The organism is Brevundimonas sp. SS2672, assembly GCF_059579685.1.
On sequence record NZ_CM184201.1, the window covers coordinates 2,697,190 to 2,711,013 of the forward strand.

17 protein-coding genes are annotated in these 13,824 nt (G+C 69.8%); 11 read left to right on the plus strand and 6 right to left on the minus strand.

Features of this window, described 5'->3' with window-relative positions:
• Window positions 1–32: 32 nt before the first annotated feature.
• Complete coding sequence (locus AC52GN_RS13600) at window positions 33–338, plus strand: hypothetical protein (protein ID WP_496527433.1); 306 nt, start codon at window positions 33–35, stop codon at window positions 336–338.
• 31 nt (window positions 339–369) lie between these two features.
• Here AC52GN_RS13600 and AC52GN_RS13605 read toward each other — a convergent pair whose 3' ends face one another.
• Window positions 370–1,002: a TlpA family protein disulfide reductase gene (locus AC52GN_RS13605; RefSeq protein ID WP_496527434.1), complete on the minus strand. Its 633-nt coding sequence runs from the start codon at window positions 1,000–1,002 to the stop codon at window positions 370–372.
• On the opposite strand from AC52GN_RS13605, the gene argH reads away from it, so the two are divergent.
• The 4 genes from argH (at window position 1,001) to AC52GN_RS13625 (ending at window position 5,010) form a co-directional block, all read left to right on the plus strand.
• On the plus strand, window positions 1,001–2,431 hold the full coding sequence (argH, locus tag AC52GN_RS13610) for an argininosuccinate lyase (RefSeq protein WP_496527435.1): 1,431 nt from the start codon (window positions 1,001–1,003) through the stop codon (window positions 2,429–2,431). The two genes, AC52GN_RS13605 and argH, sit on opposite strands and share 2 nt — an antisense overlap.
• Complete coding sequence (gene lptM, locus AC52GN_RS13615) at window positions 2,428–2,664, plus strand: LPS translocon maturation chaperone LptM (RefSeq protein ID WP_046652811.1); 237 nt, start codon at window positions 2,428–2,430, stop codon at window positions 2,662–2,664. Before argH ends, lptM begins: the two co-directional genes overlap by 4 nt.
• A gap of 37 nt (window positions 2,665–2,701) precedes the next feature.
• The gene (gene lysA, locus AC52GN_RS13620; protein ID WP_496527436.1) at window positions 2,702–3,976 is read left to right on the plus strand and encodes a diaminopimelate decarboxylase; all 1,275 of its coding nucleotides are present in this window, start codon (window positions 2,702–2,704) and stop codon (window positions 3,974–3,976) included.
• Window positions 3,977–4,212: 236 nt separating this feature from the next.
• Window positions 4,213–5,010, plus strand: a complete 798-nt coding sequence (locus AC52GN_RS13625; protein ID WP_496527437.1) for a bifunctional helix-turn-helix transcriptional regulator/GNAT family N-acetyltransferase — start codon at window positions 4,213–4,215, stop codon at window positions 5,008–5,010.
• A 19-nt stretch (window positions 5,011–5,029) separates the two neighbouring features.
• Here AC52GN_RS13625 and AC52GN_RS13630 read toward each other — a convergent pair whose 3' ends face one another.
• Together AC52GN_RS13630 and AC52GN_RS13635 are read right to left on the minus strand one after the other, a co-directional pair.
• Window positions 5,030–5,569 carry a phosphoribosyltransferase gene (locus AC52GN_RS13630; protein WP_496527438.1) on the minus strand — a complete coding sequence of 180 codons (540 nt, stop codon included), beginning with the start codon at window positions 5,567–5,569 and terminating at the stop codon, window positions 5,030–5,032.
• 68 nt (window positions 5,570–5,637) lie between these two features.
• A complete protein-coding gene (locus AC52GN_RS13635; protein WP_496527439.1) occupies window positions 5,638–6,438 on the minus strand; it encodes an MJ0042-type zinc finger domain-containing protein in 801 nt (266 codons plus the stop codon).
• Between the two features lie 69 nt (window positions 6,439–6,507).
• Here AC52GN_RS13635 and AC52GN_RS13640 point away from each other — a divergent pair, with 69 nt between their 5' ends.
• The 5 genes from AC52GN_RS13640 to AC52GN_RS13660 are packed head-to-tail and all read left to right on the plus strand — an operon-like array spanning window position 6,508 to window position 10,366.
• The gene (locus AC52GN_RS13640; protein ID WP_291782891.1) at window positions 6,508–7,251 is read left to right on the plus strand and encodes a cell division ATP-binding protein FtsE; all 744 of its coding nucleotides are present in this window, start codon (window positions 6,508–6,510) and stop codon (window positions 7,249–7,251) included.
• The gene (locus AC52GN_RS13645) at window positions 7,248–8,129 is read left to right on the plus strand and encodes a cell division protein FtsX (RefSeq protein ID WP_291782888.1); all 882 of its coding nucleotides are present in this window, start codon (window positions 7,248–7,250) and stop codon (window positions 8,127–8,129) included. Before AC52GN_RS13640 ends, AC52GN_RS13645 begins: the two co-directional genes overlap by 4 nt.
• A gap of 10 nt (window positions 8,130–8,139) precedes the next feature.
• Entirely contained in the window at window positions 8,140–8,775 is a 636-nt protein-coding gene (locus AC52GN_RS13650) for a YdcF family protein (protein ID WP_496527440.1), read from the plus strand.
• A gap of 34 nt (window positions 8,776–8,809) precedes the next feature.
• Window positions 8,810–9,523 (plus strand): lysophospholipid acyltransferase family protein, encoded by a 714-nt coding sequence (locus tag AC52GN_RS13655; protein WP_343830358.1) that lies wholly within the window; start codon window positions 8,810–8,812, stop codon window positions 9,521–9,523.
• 51 nt (window positions 9,524–9,574) lie between these two features.
• The gene (locus AC52GN_RS13660; protein WP_346519820.1) at window positions 9,575–10,366 is read left to right on the plus strand and encodes a MipA/OmpV family protein; all 792 of its coding nucleotides are present in this window, start codon (window positions 9,575–9,577) and stop codon (window positions 10,364–10,366) included.
• Between the two features lie 4 nt (window positions 10,367–10,370).
• Here the strand turns inward: AC52GN_RS13660 and hisC are convergent, their stop codons facing one another.
• The 3 genes from hisC to AC52GN_RS13675 are packed head-to-tail and all read right to left on the minus strand — an operon-like array spanning window position 10,371 to window position 13,282.
• Window positions 10,371–11,486: a histidinol-phosphate transaminase gene (gene hisC, locus AC52GN_RS13665; protein ID WP_496527441.1), complete on the minus strand. Its 1,116-nt coding sequence runs from the start codon at window positions 11,484–11,486 to the stop codon at window positions 10,371–10,373.
• 45 nt (window positions 11,487–11,531) lie between these two features.
• Window positions 11,532–12,224, minus strand: coding sequence for a hypothetical protein (locus AC52GN_RS13670; protein ID WP_496527442.1), 693 nt, complete (start codon window positions 12,222–12,224; stop codon window positions 11,532–11,534).
• The gene (locus AC52GN_RS13675; protein WP_496527443.1) at window positions 12,224–13,282 is read right to left on the minus strand and encodes a DUF2125 domain-containing protein; all 1,059 of its coding nucleotides are present in this window, start codon (window positions 13,280–13,282) and stop codon (window positions 12,224–12,226) included. The genes AC52GN_RS13670 and AC52GN_RS13675 overlap by 1 nt, the downstream gene beginning before the upstream one ends.
• Before the next feature lie 102 nt (window positions 13,283–13,384).
• On the opposite strand from AC52GN_RS13675, the gene AC52GN_RS13680 reads away from it, so the two are divergent.
• Complete coding sequence (locus AC52GN_RS13680) at window positions 13,385–13,819, plus strand: VOC family protein (protein WP_496527444.1); 435 nt, start codon at window positions 13,385–13,387, stop codon at window positions 13,817–13,819.
• Window positions 13,820–13,824 lie beyond the last annotated feature (5 nt).

Below are 13,824 nucleotides of genomic sequence, written 5' to 3' on the forward strand. Positions count from 1 at the left end.
CCAAGGTTCAAATTTCAGAGGGGCTATCACCCATGCGTATCCGCACCTTGACCATCGCCGCCGTCTCGGTCCTGGCGCTCGGCGCCGCCGCCTGCACCCAGGCCGAGCAGAACAAGGCCGAGGCCAACGCCGAAGCCGCCGGCGACAAGGCCGCCGACGTCGCCGCCCAAACGGGCGAAGTCGTCGAATCCGGCGCCATGAAGGCCGCTCAGGCGGTCGAGGAAGGCGCCGGCAAAGTCGCCGACAAGCTGGAAGACAAACAGGCCCAGGCCGCCGCCGAGGGCCGCCCCGGCGCCGTCGACCCGGCCACCGACCAGCGCGTCCCGGCCAAGAACTGATCCAATCCCTTCTCCCCTTGTGGGAGAAGGGTCACTGGCCTGCCAAAAGGTCGTCGATCAGCGCCCGAGCCTCGGGACTGGCCCAGTCAGCCTCGCCGACCAGGACAGCGCGAACCTGGCCCTGGCGATCCAGCACCATCGTCTGGGGCATGGCGCCCTTGCCCGGAAATTCGAAGGCCAGCTGGAACTTCGGGTCGATGTAGAACTGCAGCGGCGCATGGTCGGCGATGAAGGCGCGCGCCTCGTCAGCCGTCTTTTCCGCGTCCATGCTGATGGCTGCCACGGCGAAGTCGTCGCGCCCCTTATAATGATCGGCCAGCGCAGCCAGGGTCGGCATCTCGATCCGGCACGGCGCGCACCAGGTGGCCCACAGGTTCACCACTGTCACCTTGCCCGCGAAATCGGCGAAGCGGACCTCCCGCCCGGCCGCGTCACGGAAGGCGTAGTCGGTGGCCGGGGCGGGCGGCGGCGCCTGCAGGCGGGCGAGGGAGCCCCGCGCATACGCGATCAGGCGGGTGCTCGGCTGTTTCGATGCAGCCGCAACGGGCGCCGAGTCTTTGCGCCCCTTATGATGATTGACGTATAGCAACGCCGCGCCCACGCCGATCACGCTGATCAGGGCGAACGTCGCCACGCCCGCCCAAGTCCGTCCAGAGCCGCTCATGTCTGATACGCCTTCCAAACCACAGTCTGACAATTCCCCTTCGAAAGGGTCTGACGGGCAGTCTCTATGGGGCGGGCGCTTCAGCGCCAAGCCCGCCGACATCATGCAGGCCATCAACGTCTCCATCGGCGTCGACAAACGCCTGTGGGCGCAGGACCTGGCCGGTTCGCGGGCCCATTGTCGCATGCTGGAGAAGCAGGGCATCATCGCCGCTGCGGACGCGCAGGCCATTCTGGGCGGGCTGGACGTCATCGAGGGCGAGATCAAGGACGGGACCTTCCCCTTCCGTGACGCCTATGAAGACATCCACATGAACGTCGAGGCCCGCCTATCGGAGCTGATCGGCGAGCCTTCGGGGCGCCTGCACACGGCGCGCAGCCGCAACGATCAGGTGGCGACGGACTTCCGCCTGTGGGTGCGCGACGCCTGCGACCGCACCGTGGCGCAACTGAAGGACCTGCAGCGGACCCTGCTGGACCGGGCGGAGCAGCACGCGGGCGACCTGATGCCGGGCTTCACCCATCTGCAGACGGCCCAGCCGGTGACCTTCGGCCACCACCTGATGGCCTATGTCGAGATGTTCGGCCGCGACGCGGGCCGCTTCGCCGACGCCCGCGCGCGCATGAACGAGAACCCGCTGGGCGCCGCCGCGCTGGCCGGTTCGCCCTTCCCCATCGATCGTCACATGACGGCGCAGGCGCTGGGCTTCGATCGTCCGATGGCGAACTCGCTGGACGCCGTATCGGATCGCGATTTTGCGCTGGAAAGCCTGGCCGCCGCCTCGATCGCGGCGGGCCACCTGTCGCGTCTGGCCGAAGAGATCGTGGTGTGGATGACGCCGATGTTCGGTTTCGCCACCCTGCCCGACGACCTGACCACCGGCTCGTCCATCATGCCGCAGAAGCGCAACCCCGACGCGGCCGAGCTGGTGCGCGCCAAGACGGGCCGCATCAACGGCGCCTTGATCGCCCTGACCACGGTGATGAAGGGCCTGCCGCTGGCCTATTCCAAGGACATGCAGGAGGACAAGCCGCCGGTGTTCGAGGCCTTTGATGCGCTCGACCTGGCGCTGACGGCCATGACCGCCATGGTCGCCGTGATCCGTCCCAATACCGAGAAGATGGCCGCCGCCGCCGGCGCGGGCTTCTCGACGGCCACCGACCTGGCCGACTGGCTGGTGCGCGAACTGAACCTGCCTTTCCGTCAGGCGCACCACGTCACCGGCGCCGCCGTGAAGCGGGCCGAGGCGCTGGGCCTGGGTCTGGGCGAATTGCCGCTGAGCGAATTGCAGGCCCTGGATGGCCGGATCACCGAAGGCGTGTATGAAGTGCTGACGCCCGAAGCCTCCTGCGCCAGCCGCCAGAGCTTCGGCGGCACGGCGCCGGAACAGGTCCGCGCGCGCATCGCCGACTGGAGAAGCCGCCTGTGAAAAAGACCCTGATCCTGGCGGGCGCCGCCGCCCTTCTGCTCTCGGCTTGCGGCCGCATGGCCGATCTGGAGCCGCCGCAGGGCGCTACGCCGAAGAAGCAGACCGAGCGCGCCATCCGCGACCGCTCGGCCGAGCACCTGCCGGAACCGGCGATGCAGAACCTGCCGCCGCGCCAGATGCCGATCGACAACGGCACGTCCGACCCGTTCGGCAAGCCGCCGCCGATGAACTGAGCCTTCGCGCTCCTCTCTCTGACTGGACTCCCCGCCGGTGCACTATTTCGACCTCAAGGACGGCGTCCTGCATGCCGAGGGCGTCTCTCTGGAGACGCTGGCGGCCAGCGTCGGCACGCCGACCTATGTCTATTCCTCGGCCACCCTGCGCCGCCACTACGGCCTGCTGCGCGAGGCGTGCGACGCGCACAAGAGCGCGCTGGGCGAGGCCCTGATCGCCTTCGCGGTCAAGGCCAACTCCAACCTGTCCGTGCTGGCGACGCTGGCCAAACTCGGCTGCGGCGCCGACACCGTATCCGAAGGCGAGATCCGCCGCGCCCTGGCGGTCGGCATTCCGGGCGAACGCATCATCTTCTCGGGCGTGGGCAAGACCGACGCCGAACTGGCCTTCGCCATCGAGCAGGGCGTGCGTCAGATCAACGTCGAGTCCTCGGCCGAACTGGACCGGCTGATCGCCGTCGCCACCGAGAAGTCGGCGTCTCCAGCCATCGCCATTCGGGTCAACCCGAAGATCGGCGCAGGCGGCCACGCCAAGATCACCACCGGCGGCGCCGGCGACAAATTCGGCGTCCCGGTCGAGGAGGCGATGGCGCTGTACGCTCGCGCCTCCGCCTCGCCCCACGTCACGCCGGTGGGCCTGGCCTGCCACATCGGCAGCCAGATCACGGACCTGAGCCCGCTGGAGGCCGCCTTCCGCGTGCTGCGCCAGATGACGGAGGACCTGCGCGCCGAGGGGCACAGCGTCACCCGCCTCGACCTCGGCGGCGGGCTGGGCGTACCCTATTACGGCGAGGCGGCGACGCCCGCTCCGGCCGAATACGTCGCCATGGCCGCGCGCGTGCTGGATGGCCTGAACGTCGAGGCCGCCTTCGAGCCCGGTCGCCTGATGGCCGCCAATGCGGGCGTGCTGCTGAGCCGCGTCATCCAGGTCAATGAACGGACAGACGGCCGCCGCTTCCTGGTCCTGGACGCGGCGATGAACGATCTGATGCGCCCGGCCCTCTATGACGCCTTCCACGACCTGAAGCCGGTCCGCCCGGTCGCAGGCGAGGCGCTGCCTTACGACGTCGTCGGACCGGTCTGCGAGACGGGGGACACCTTCGCGCGCGACCGCGACCTGCCGTCGTTGAAGGCGGGCGATCTGGTCGTCTTCATGAGCGCCGGAGCCTATGGCGCGGTCATGAGCGGCGAATACAACACCCGTCCCCTGGCCGCCGAAGTCCTCGTCGACGGCGACCGCAATGCGATCATCCGCCCGCGCCCGACCTATGACGAGATGTTCGCCCGCGAGCCGATGGCGGACTGGCTCTGAGGTCTCGGCGTCGCGCTGAAGCCGGGAGCTTCGTGCGACCCGCGCCATAATCCGGCGCCTCGTCCGAAGCCTTCCCTGCAAGAGGTCTTGCATGATCGCCGAAATTGCCTGACTTTGGTCAGGCAATAATGGATCAGATGATGCCGGACTCCATAGCCCGTATCCGCCGTTTCCAGCGCGCCGTCACAACAGAGGTGGGAGCGCTGGATGAGTCCTTTCTCGGGAGGGGCCGTCCCATGGGCGTCGCTCGGGTGTTGAACGCGATCGGCGGCGGAAAAACAGACGTCAGTGAAGTGCGCCGCTATCTCGGGCTGGATTCCGGGCTGATGAGCCGTCTCCTGCGCACGCTTGAGACCGAACGTCTGATCGAGATTGACGCCGATGAAGCCGACAACCGTCGACGCCGGGTTCGCCTGACCGTCGAAGGCGCGCAGGAGTATGCCGCCTATGAGGCGCTGGCCAACGCGCAGGCACGGGCCATGCTGGACCGGCACGCCTCACCCCGACGTCTGCTGGAGGCGATGGATCTGATCGCCTCCACTCTGGGCCGGGATCGCATCACCCTGCATGAGGTTCCGCCGCAGGACGCGAATGCACAGGCGTGTATGGAGGCCTATTACGCCGAACTCTCAGAGCGGCTGGAGCGGGGGTTCGACGTCGCCCTGTCCAAGGACCCTGACGCCGGCGACATGCTCCGGCCGCGCGGCGCCTTTCTGGTCGCGATATCCGATGGGATGGCGGTCGGTTGCGCCGGCCTGAAAGGCACGGACCTGGGCTATGCGGAGATCAAGCGGCTGTGGGTTTCGCCCAGAGCGCGCGGGCTGGGGCTGGCGCTACGGCTCATGGACGAACTGGAGCGGATCGCGGTCGAACTGGGCATCGGCCTGCTGCGGCTGGACACCAACAGCGCGTTGAAAGAGGCCGTCTCCCTGTACGCCAACACGGGCTGGCAGGAGATTGCGCGTTTCAACGACGACCCCTACCCGGATCGGTTTTTCCAGAAGAAGACGGACGCCGCGCCGGAGCCGGTCTGACCCCCGGCCTGCACAGCCCTCAATCCAGAGCGCAGATGTCCGGCAGGCCGCGCAGGCCGCCCGCGTGGTCCAGGCCGTAGCCGACCAGGAAGCGGTTCGGCGCCTCCCAGCCGACGAAGTCGGGCTCGGGCGCGCGGGGCTTGGGCCAAGGCTTGCGAGCAAAGACGCAGGTCAGCACCTCGGCGGCGCCCGCCTCGCGCGTGATCCGCACGGCTTCCGCCAGCGACAGGCCGGTGTCGAACACGTCGTCCAGGATCAGCACCCTTCGTCCTTCCAGCGAGCGCTGATAGGGCGCGCGGACCTCGATACGGCCGCGGCTGGTCTGTTCGTCGCCGTAGGAGGCCAGCCACAGGGCGTCGAAGCGGACATTTCTGCCTTCGCGCGCCAGGGCGCGGGTCAGGTCGGCGGCGAACCACAGGCCGCCGGTCAGCAGGACAGAGGCTACCGTCTCGTCATCGACATGGGGAGCGATGCGGCGCGCCAGATCGGCCACGACGGCCTCGATCTCGGCCTGGGACAGAAGAACCGTGGGGGCGGGCGTCGGTCGGGTGTCAGCCATGCCCCGGCGATACCCTTTTCGCACGGCCGGAGTCGAGAGGCGAAGCGGCTGGACGAAGGTCGAGGGGCTCAGCGGCGCAGGCCGCCGTCCTCGCGCACGGCGCTATCGGCCGCAGTCCTTGCGCGCGAGGTCGCAGAAACCGACCCGGATGGCGCCTTGGCGGCGGGCCCGGGCGCTTGCTCGAGCAGATAGTCGACGCTCAACTTCGCCACCCGGCCTTGCGGATCGGGAATGACGACAGCGAAGCCCTGAACCTTCCCCGGCAGGATGGGCGGTCCGTCCAGACGCACGATGCGGCGCGTCACCTCGACGCCCCCAGCATCCTTGAGGACGACCACCAGCGGCGGCGGGACGATTTCAATGTCGCGAATGTTGCGGAGCGCGCCCGAAACCAGGGTGCGGCCAGGGTCGTGCGGCGTGGTGCGGCCTCGCAGCGCCTCGACCTCCAGACCGACCGTATTCACGTCCAGCCCCAGCGACCTGTAGACCCCCGCCGCCGACGGAAAGGCGCGAGCAATCTCCTCGCGGAACAGGACGGCCCCGGTCAGCAGGCCCAGCGCCACGGCCGCCGCCGCCGCCCAGGCCGCCCCGGCGGCGGCCGCCTGACGCACGCGGCGCTTGCGCTCGGCCTTGGCGCGGAAGGCGCGCGGCAACTCCGGCGCCGGGGTCTCGGCGAAGGTGTCGTAGCGGGGCGCGGTCTCGACCTCCTCGGTCGGGGCGGCTTCCGGCTCCAGTTCGAGAGGGGCGTCCTCAAGGGTCGCGCGCCAGTCCTGGCCGCACGCCTTGCAGCGCACGCGACGGCCGTTCGGACCGATCGCCTCGTCGGGAACGAAATAGCTAGTGGCGCAGGCGGGGCAGGTCAGTATCATGTCAGCTGACTGCGAGGCTTATCGCCCCCTCCTGTCGCGGCGCAACGCCCCGGTCCAATACGAAACTCGATGCCCGATCCGATCCGCCGCGCCGCCGACCCTGATTCCGCGCCTGACGCCGTCCGCCTCAGAGGCGTGGGCTTCGGCTATGCGGGCAGGCCCGCCGTGCTGCGGGACGTTAACCTTACTCTGCCAAACGGCTCTTTCCACTTCCTTACCGGACCCTCGGGCGCGGGCAAGTCCTCGCTGTTGCGGCTGCTGACGCTGGCCGCCCGACCGCAGGCGGGGCGAATCAGCCTGTTCGGCCAGGACGTGACCCAGTTGCCCCGACGCGAGGTTCCGGCGCTTCGCCGTCGCATGGGGGTGATCTTCCAGGACTTCCGCCTGCTGGATCATCTGTCGGCCTTCGACAATGCGGCCCTGCCGCTGCGCCTGGCGGGCGAACGTCCGGCCGAATACGCCGCCGACGTGCAGGAAATGCTGCGCTGGGTCGGCCTGGGCGGGCGGCTGGACGCCCTGCCGCCGACGCTGTCAGGCGGTGAGAAGCAGCGGCTGGCCATCGCCCGCGCCGTGGTGGCGCGGCCGCGCCTGATCCTGGCCGACGAACCAACCGGCAGCGTCGACCGGCCGATGGGCGAGAAGCTGATGCGGCTGTTCCAGTCCCTGAACAGGCTGGGCGCCACGATCCTGATCGCCAGCCATGACGAGGCCCTGGCCGCGCGCAGCGGCGCCGCCGTGCTGCGGCTGGAAGGCGGGCGGCTGGAGCAGATCGCGCCCGCCGTCGCCCCGACCGCATCGGAGGATCAGACATGATCGGCCGCTTCGGCAGCGCCCAACCCGAACTTCTGCCGCGCGAGGCGGGCGGCGAGCGCTGGCTGATCGTGGTCATCGCCGTGTTGTGCTTCCTGGCTTCGATCGCCGCCGTCGGCGCCCTGGCCGCCGACCGGGCCGCGCACGGCTGGGCGCGTCAGCTGCGGGCCGAGGCGACCGTGCAGGTGCGGCCGCGCGTCGACGAGACCGGCCCCGCCGCCGCCGCCCGCGCCGCCGAGACCCTGGCCGGAGTCGACGGCGTGGCCGAGGCCCAGGCGATGGACCGCAAGGCCGCCGAGGCCCTGCTGCGTCCCTGGGTGGGCGAGGCGGCCCTGCCCGACCTGCCCCTGCCCTATCTGGTCATCGTCCATCTGGACCCGAAAGCGCCCGCCAGCGCGCCCAGCCTGAGCCGCGCCCTGGCCGAGGCCGGACTGGACGCCACCGTCGACGACCACAGCCTGTGGCGCGGCGAAGTCGAGCGTTCGGCGGGCCTGATCACGGCCCTGGCGGGGGCGGCCTTCCTGCTGATCGCAGCGGCGACGGCGGCGGCCATCGCCTACGCCACCCGCGCGGGCATGGCGGCCCAGGCGGCGGTGATCGAGACCTTGAGCCTGAACGGCGCCTCGGACGGCGCTGTCGCCTCCCTGTTCCAGAAGCGTTTCGGCCTGCTGGCCGCCGGGGCGGGGGCGGCGGGCGCCGGACTGGCGGCGCTGATGCTGGCCGCGCTGCGTCTGATCGGCGGCGAAGGCGGATTGACGCCGGCCCTGCCGCTGGCCTGGCCGGACCTGCTGACGCTGGCCGCCTGCCCCCTGCTGGCGGGGGCGGTCGCGGTGCTGGCCGCACGCCTGACGGCGCTGGCGAAGCTGGGCGGGCGTCGCTAGTTAGTTAGGCATGAAGTTCCTGACGCTGATCGCCGTGGTGGCGCTGATGTGGCTGACGGGCCTGTTCGTCTTCGCCGAACGGGTGCGAGGACTGACGCCTGCGCCCGAGCCGACGCGGGCGGACGCCATCGTCTCCCTGACCGGCCCCTCGGCCGAGCGGGTCAACGCCGCCGTCCGCCTGCTGGAGCAGGGCAAGGGCGACCGCCTGCTGATCTCGGGCGTCAACCGCGAGGTTCGCCGCAAGGAGCTGCGCGCCCTGACGCCGGGGTCGAAGAAGCTGTTCAACTGCTGCGTCGATCTGGGCTTCGAGGCCGAGAACACCGTCGGCAACGCCCAGGAGATCGCCGCCTGGGCGCGGTCCAAGGGCTATGACGACCTGATCGTCGTGACCTCCGACTATCACATGCCGCGCAGCCTGATGGAGATTCGCGGGGCCGCGCCCGGCGTGCGGCTGACGCCCTACGCCGTCTCCACGCCGTCGCTGGACACGCCGTCCTGGTGGCGCGCCACCGAGACCGCCCGGCGTATGACGCTGGAATACATGAAATACCTGGCCGTTCTGGGCCGCGAAGGGATGCATCGCCTGACCGGCCGCCACCCCGAGCGGCCTGCCGAAACGACCGCTCCACAGCCCGCCGTTCCCTAACGCTTCGCCCGTCCCCCTTCGCCAAGGCCGCCGCATGACGACCGTTCGATCCCTGCTCTTCACCCTGTGGCTGTATCTGTCGATGCCGCTGTTCGCGGTCCTCCTGTCGCCGGCGTTGCTGATGCCGCACAAGGCGGCCATGGGAGTGATCAAGCTGTGGGCGCGCTTCGTCCTGTTCGGCCTGCGGTGGATCGCGGGAATCAAGGTCGAGGTGCGCGGGCTGGAGCACCGCCCGACCGGCCCGGCTCTGATCGCCGCCAAGCATCAGGGAATGCTGGACGTGGTCGCGCCCTTCGCCTTTCTGGACGATCCGTGCTTCGTCCTGAAGAAGGAGCTGATGCCCCTGCCCTTCTTCGGCTGGTTCGCCTGGAAGACGAAGATGATCGCCGTCGACCGCGCCGCCCACGCCAAGGCGCTGAAGGACATGGTGCGCCAGACCCGCGCCCGTCTGGCCGACGACCGCCAGATTCTGATCTTCCCCGAAGGCACCCGCACGGCGCCGGGCGAGCCGGCGGACTACAAGCCGGGCGTGGCCGCCATCTATCGCGACGTGGACGCGCCCTGCTGGCCGATCGCCACCAACTCGGGCGTCCATTGGCCGGCGCATGGCTTCAAACGTTATCCGGGTACGGTCGTTTTCGAATTCCTGCCGCCTATTCCGGCCGGGCTGAAGCGCGCCGAGTTCATGAAGCAGTTGGAGAGCCGGATCGAAGGCGCTTCGATCGCCTTGTTGCCGCCCCAAACCTAGGCTTTGCAGGACGGGCCCCTATATCATCAGTTGTTGACCTGGGACCCGCTCATGATTTTCCGCTCCGCCTTTCGCCTCGCGCTCCTGACCGCCGCCTTCGCCGGCCTGCCCGCCGCCGCCCTGGCGCAGTCGCAGCCGTTCCAGCCGGTCGAGGCGCCGCAGACGTGGAAGGTCGATGTCGGCGGCGGCTTCGTGCGCGGCTTCAGCGTGTCGGGCGACAAGGCCGAAGACTTCAACTTCACCGCCTGGGGCTCGGCCTCCTATCGCGACATCGTCTACGCCAACGGCCTGGACGGCCTGGGCTGGAACGCCATCAAGCGCGACGGCTTCCATGCGGGCGTCCAGCTTCGCCCTCGTTTCGCGGCGGGCGATATCGACGGCATGGACCGGCCGGACCTGGGCGCCGACGCGGCGCTCTACGCCTTCAAGCGCCTGCCGGGGAACATCGTGGTCGGCGGCCGCATCCAGCATGACGCCACGGGCGACGACGCCGGACTGGAATACTACGGCTCGGTCAGCCACCAGCGCGTGACGCCCATCGGCCTGTTGCAGACCATGGCCTATATGCGCGGCGGCAGCGACGAGCGGGTCCAGCGCTATTACGGCGTCACCGCCCAGGAGGCGGCCAACACCGACTACGCCGCCTTCACGCCTTCGGGCGGCCTGTCGGCGGCGGGCGCGGCGGCCTTGCTGGCCGTGCCGATCGGCGACCGCTACGGCGTCGGCGCCTTCTTCAACTACGAACAGCGCCTGGGCGACATCAAGGACAGCCCCCTGATCGAGGACGACCATGTCTGGCGCGCAGGCGTGATCGGCGTGGTGCGCTTCAACAGCGGCGACTGAGGCGTCAGCCCGCCGCGAACTCGCTGAGCGCGTCGATGACGGCGCGGTTCTGATCCTCGGTCCCGACCGTCACCCGCAGGCAGTCCGGCAGGCCATAGCTGGCCACGCCGCGCACGATGATCCCCTTGGACTGCAGATAGTCCTGCGCCGCCGAGGCCGGGCGCTTCGCATCCGGGAAGCGGATCAGGATGAAGTTGCCCGAGGCGGGGAACACCTCGAAGCCGAAGCCCTTGACGGCCTGGATCAGGCGCGGCCGCCATTCGGCCACCAGATCGCGCGAGGCCTTCTGGTGCGCTTCATCGCCCAGCGCCGCGATGGCCGCCTCGATCCCCGGCAGGGAGACATTGAACGGCAGGCGGATGCGGTCGATGGCCTGTTCCACCGCCAACGGCGCATAGCCGAAGCCGACGCGCAAGCCGCCCAGGCCGTGCAGCTTGGAGAAGGTGCGGGTGACGACGATGTTGGGCGCGGTGCGCGCCAGATCGAAGGCGCTTTCCCAGTCCGGCTCGGTGACGAACTCGGCGTAGGCTTCGTCGATCACCAGAATGGCGTGGGCGGGCAGGCCTGCGTGCAGGCGGCGGATCTCCTCGCCCGTGGCGAAGCTGCCGGTCGGATTGGCCGGGTTCGACAGATAGACCAGCTTGGTCCGCTCATCGACCAGCGCCAGCATGGCGTCGACGTCGGCGCGGAAGGCCGGCTCAGCCGCCTGCTTGACTTCGGCCTGACAGGCGCGGGCCGAGATCTGATAGGCGACGAAGGCGTACTGGCTGGTGACGATGTTGTCGCCGGCCTCCAGATAGGTCTGGTTCAGCAGGGCGAAGACCTCGTCCGAGCCGTTGCCGAAGATCAGCCGCTCCGGCTCCAGTCCATGCGCCTCCGCCACGGCCGCGCGCAGGCGGTCGGCCCGGCCATCAGGATAGAGGTGGATCGAGGCGACGGCGGCGGCGAAGGCCTCGCGCGCTTTTTCGCCCGCGCCCAGGGCGTTCTCGTTGGACGACAGCTTGATGGGCTTGGCCACCCCGGCGATGGCGCTTTTGCCGCCGACATAGGGGGCGATCTCCAGCACGCCGCGTTTGGGTTGAGGCGCGCCGTCGGACGGCGCCTGGTTCGCTTCGGTCATGCGCGCGTCATCCCCTGCCAGTCGAAGTCTATAAGCCGCAATTTGTCAGAAGACGGGAGCGGCGCCGATGACGCCGGTCAGGCCGCCGGGCGCGCCGTCCAGCCTGATGTCTTCCGCCTGCACATAGCCCGTCAGGACGAATAGCTTCAACCCGCCTCCGCCCGATAGAAATTCGGCCGCCAGACCGGCCTGAGACAGGGCTTCGACGATGCGGGCGTCCGGCCAACCGCTGTCCGTGACCCAGAAGGTGCGGTCGTCGCCGGTCGGTCCCGGCGCCTCGGTCGAGACCATCAGGGCGCGCGGAGCCCCGGCGGCGTCATCCGGCAGGGCGGCGATGACCTTCAGCATGGGCAGGGCCAGCAGCCGCCCCCACCACGGCCGCGCCGACAGATCGATCAGGGCCCGCGTTTTCTGCGCCGCCCCGTCGCGCACGGCGATCAGGGCCTGATCCGCCTCCGCCATCGGCCGCGCCGCCAGACCCCAGCGGTCAGCCGCCAGCATCTGCGACAACGATCCGCAGGCGATCAACGGCCGTCCGTCGGCCGCCTCCAGCCGTCCCTGCACGGCGCGCACCGCCGACTTTTCCGCCAGGCTCGCGCCTTGCAGAATCGCGCGCAGGGCGATGGCGTCGCCGTCGACCGAACCGCGCGGCCCCGCCGCCAGCCGGGCGCGGACGGCCTCGGCCACGGCCCGCTCCAGCGACAGGCGTTCCTCATCGGCGGGCGGCTCGATCAGCATCAGAACAGCTGCGGCGCGGGGGCCAGGGCGAACGGCCCCAGATAGGTGCGGCCGCCGCGGAACAGGATGGCCAGCTCCACGCCCTGACCGTCGTCGCCGGTCCCGCCCTGCGGCGTGGCGGCGGCGGCCCTGGCGGCGGCGGCGCGGTCCAGCGCCCCGCCCTGCTGGGCGCCCGCCAGGCCGACAATGGCCGCCAGCGGCTTCTCGGCGCGCACGAAGACCTCGCCTTCCAGCCGGCCCTTGCCGTCCGCCGACAGGGCGTCACTGGAGACGAAGGCCTTGCTCTCGCCGGCCTGCAGCTGGCCCTTCACGTCGATGAAGCGGCCGCCCGCCGCCGTCCAGGCGGTCAGCAGTCCCTTGGCGTCCGCACCCTTGCGCAGGGCCGAGGCCTTTTCGATCACCGCCTCGATCTGAGCGTTCAATATCCCCGACTGGGTGAAGCCTTCGACCGGGCCGTTCGGGCGGCCCTCGCCGTCGACCAGACGGAACAGCACGTCCACATCATCGGTCGGCGTGTCCGAGCCGACCAAGTGCGGCCGCATGTATAACTGCACCAGACGCGCCTGCTTCAGCGGGAAGGGCTCGGCGTCCGGCAGGGCGGTGAAGACCGGCTTCTCCAGCTCCAGCGCCACATTGGGCCAGCGCTGCGTCAGGCCGTGCACGCTCATGCGGATGCCCTCGGCGCGGATGGCGGTCTTGCCCTTCTCTGCGCGCGTGACGGTCAGGCCGTCCGGCGCCGCCAGCACCCAGCGCGTAGGATTGTAGGCGTTGGCCTGGGCGATCATCTCCGGCGCCGCGATCGCATGACCGGACGGGGCGACGACGTCCAGATGCTTGATCGTCACCCGCGCGTGCATCGGCCAGCCGGTGGTGGATATCCCGGCATGCTGGATGGTCCAGCCGCCCTCCTGCAGCCCGGCGATCTTGGCCTCCATGCGCCGCTCGATCTGCTGGGTCAGGAAGAACCACCAGCCGGTCCACAGGACCAGGCCCACGGCGACGATGGCGAAGGGGATGATCAAGCCCTTACGGCTGTGATGCGGGACGGCGTCGGTCATGAGCGCGCTTTAGCAGGATGAGCGGCTGCTGACACGTCCTGTCAGCAGGAACAGGCCAGGCTGCCGCCCGTTCGAATCGCAATCTGACAGGAGACGAGGACCATGGAGACGCAGCAGCTTCATCGCGGCCGGCTGATCGACCATCTGCAACTGGTGACGCCGGACCTGGAGGCCAGCCGCCGCTTCTACGGCGCGGTGCTGGAGGCCCTGGGCGTGCCGATCGGCGGCGAAGCCGAACGTTTCTTCTGGGCCGACGAACTGTTCGTCTCGGCGGTCGACAGCATCGCCGCGCAGGGCCGGCCGACGGGCCGCTGCCACCTGGCCTTCCAGGCCAAGGACCGCGCCATGGTCGAAGCCTTCCACAAGGCGGGGCTGGCGGCGGGCGGAACCGACAACGGCGCGCCGGGCGAGCGGCCCTATCACCCCGGCTACTACGCCGCCTTCCTGCTGGATCCGGACGGTAACAACATCGAGGCGGTGTTCCACGGCGAGGCCGAGCGTTCCGCCGGCAGCGTGGTCGTGACGTTCGAGAGCTAGGCCGG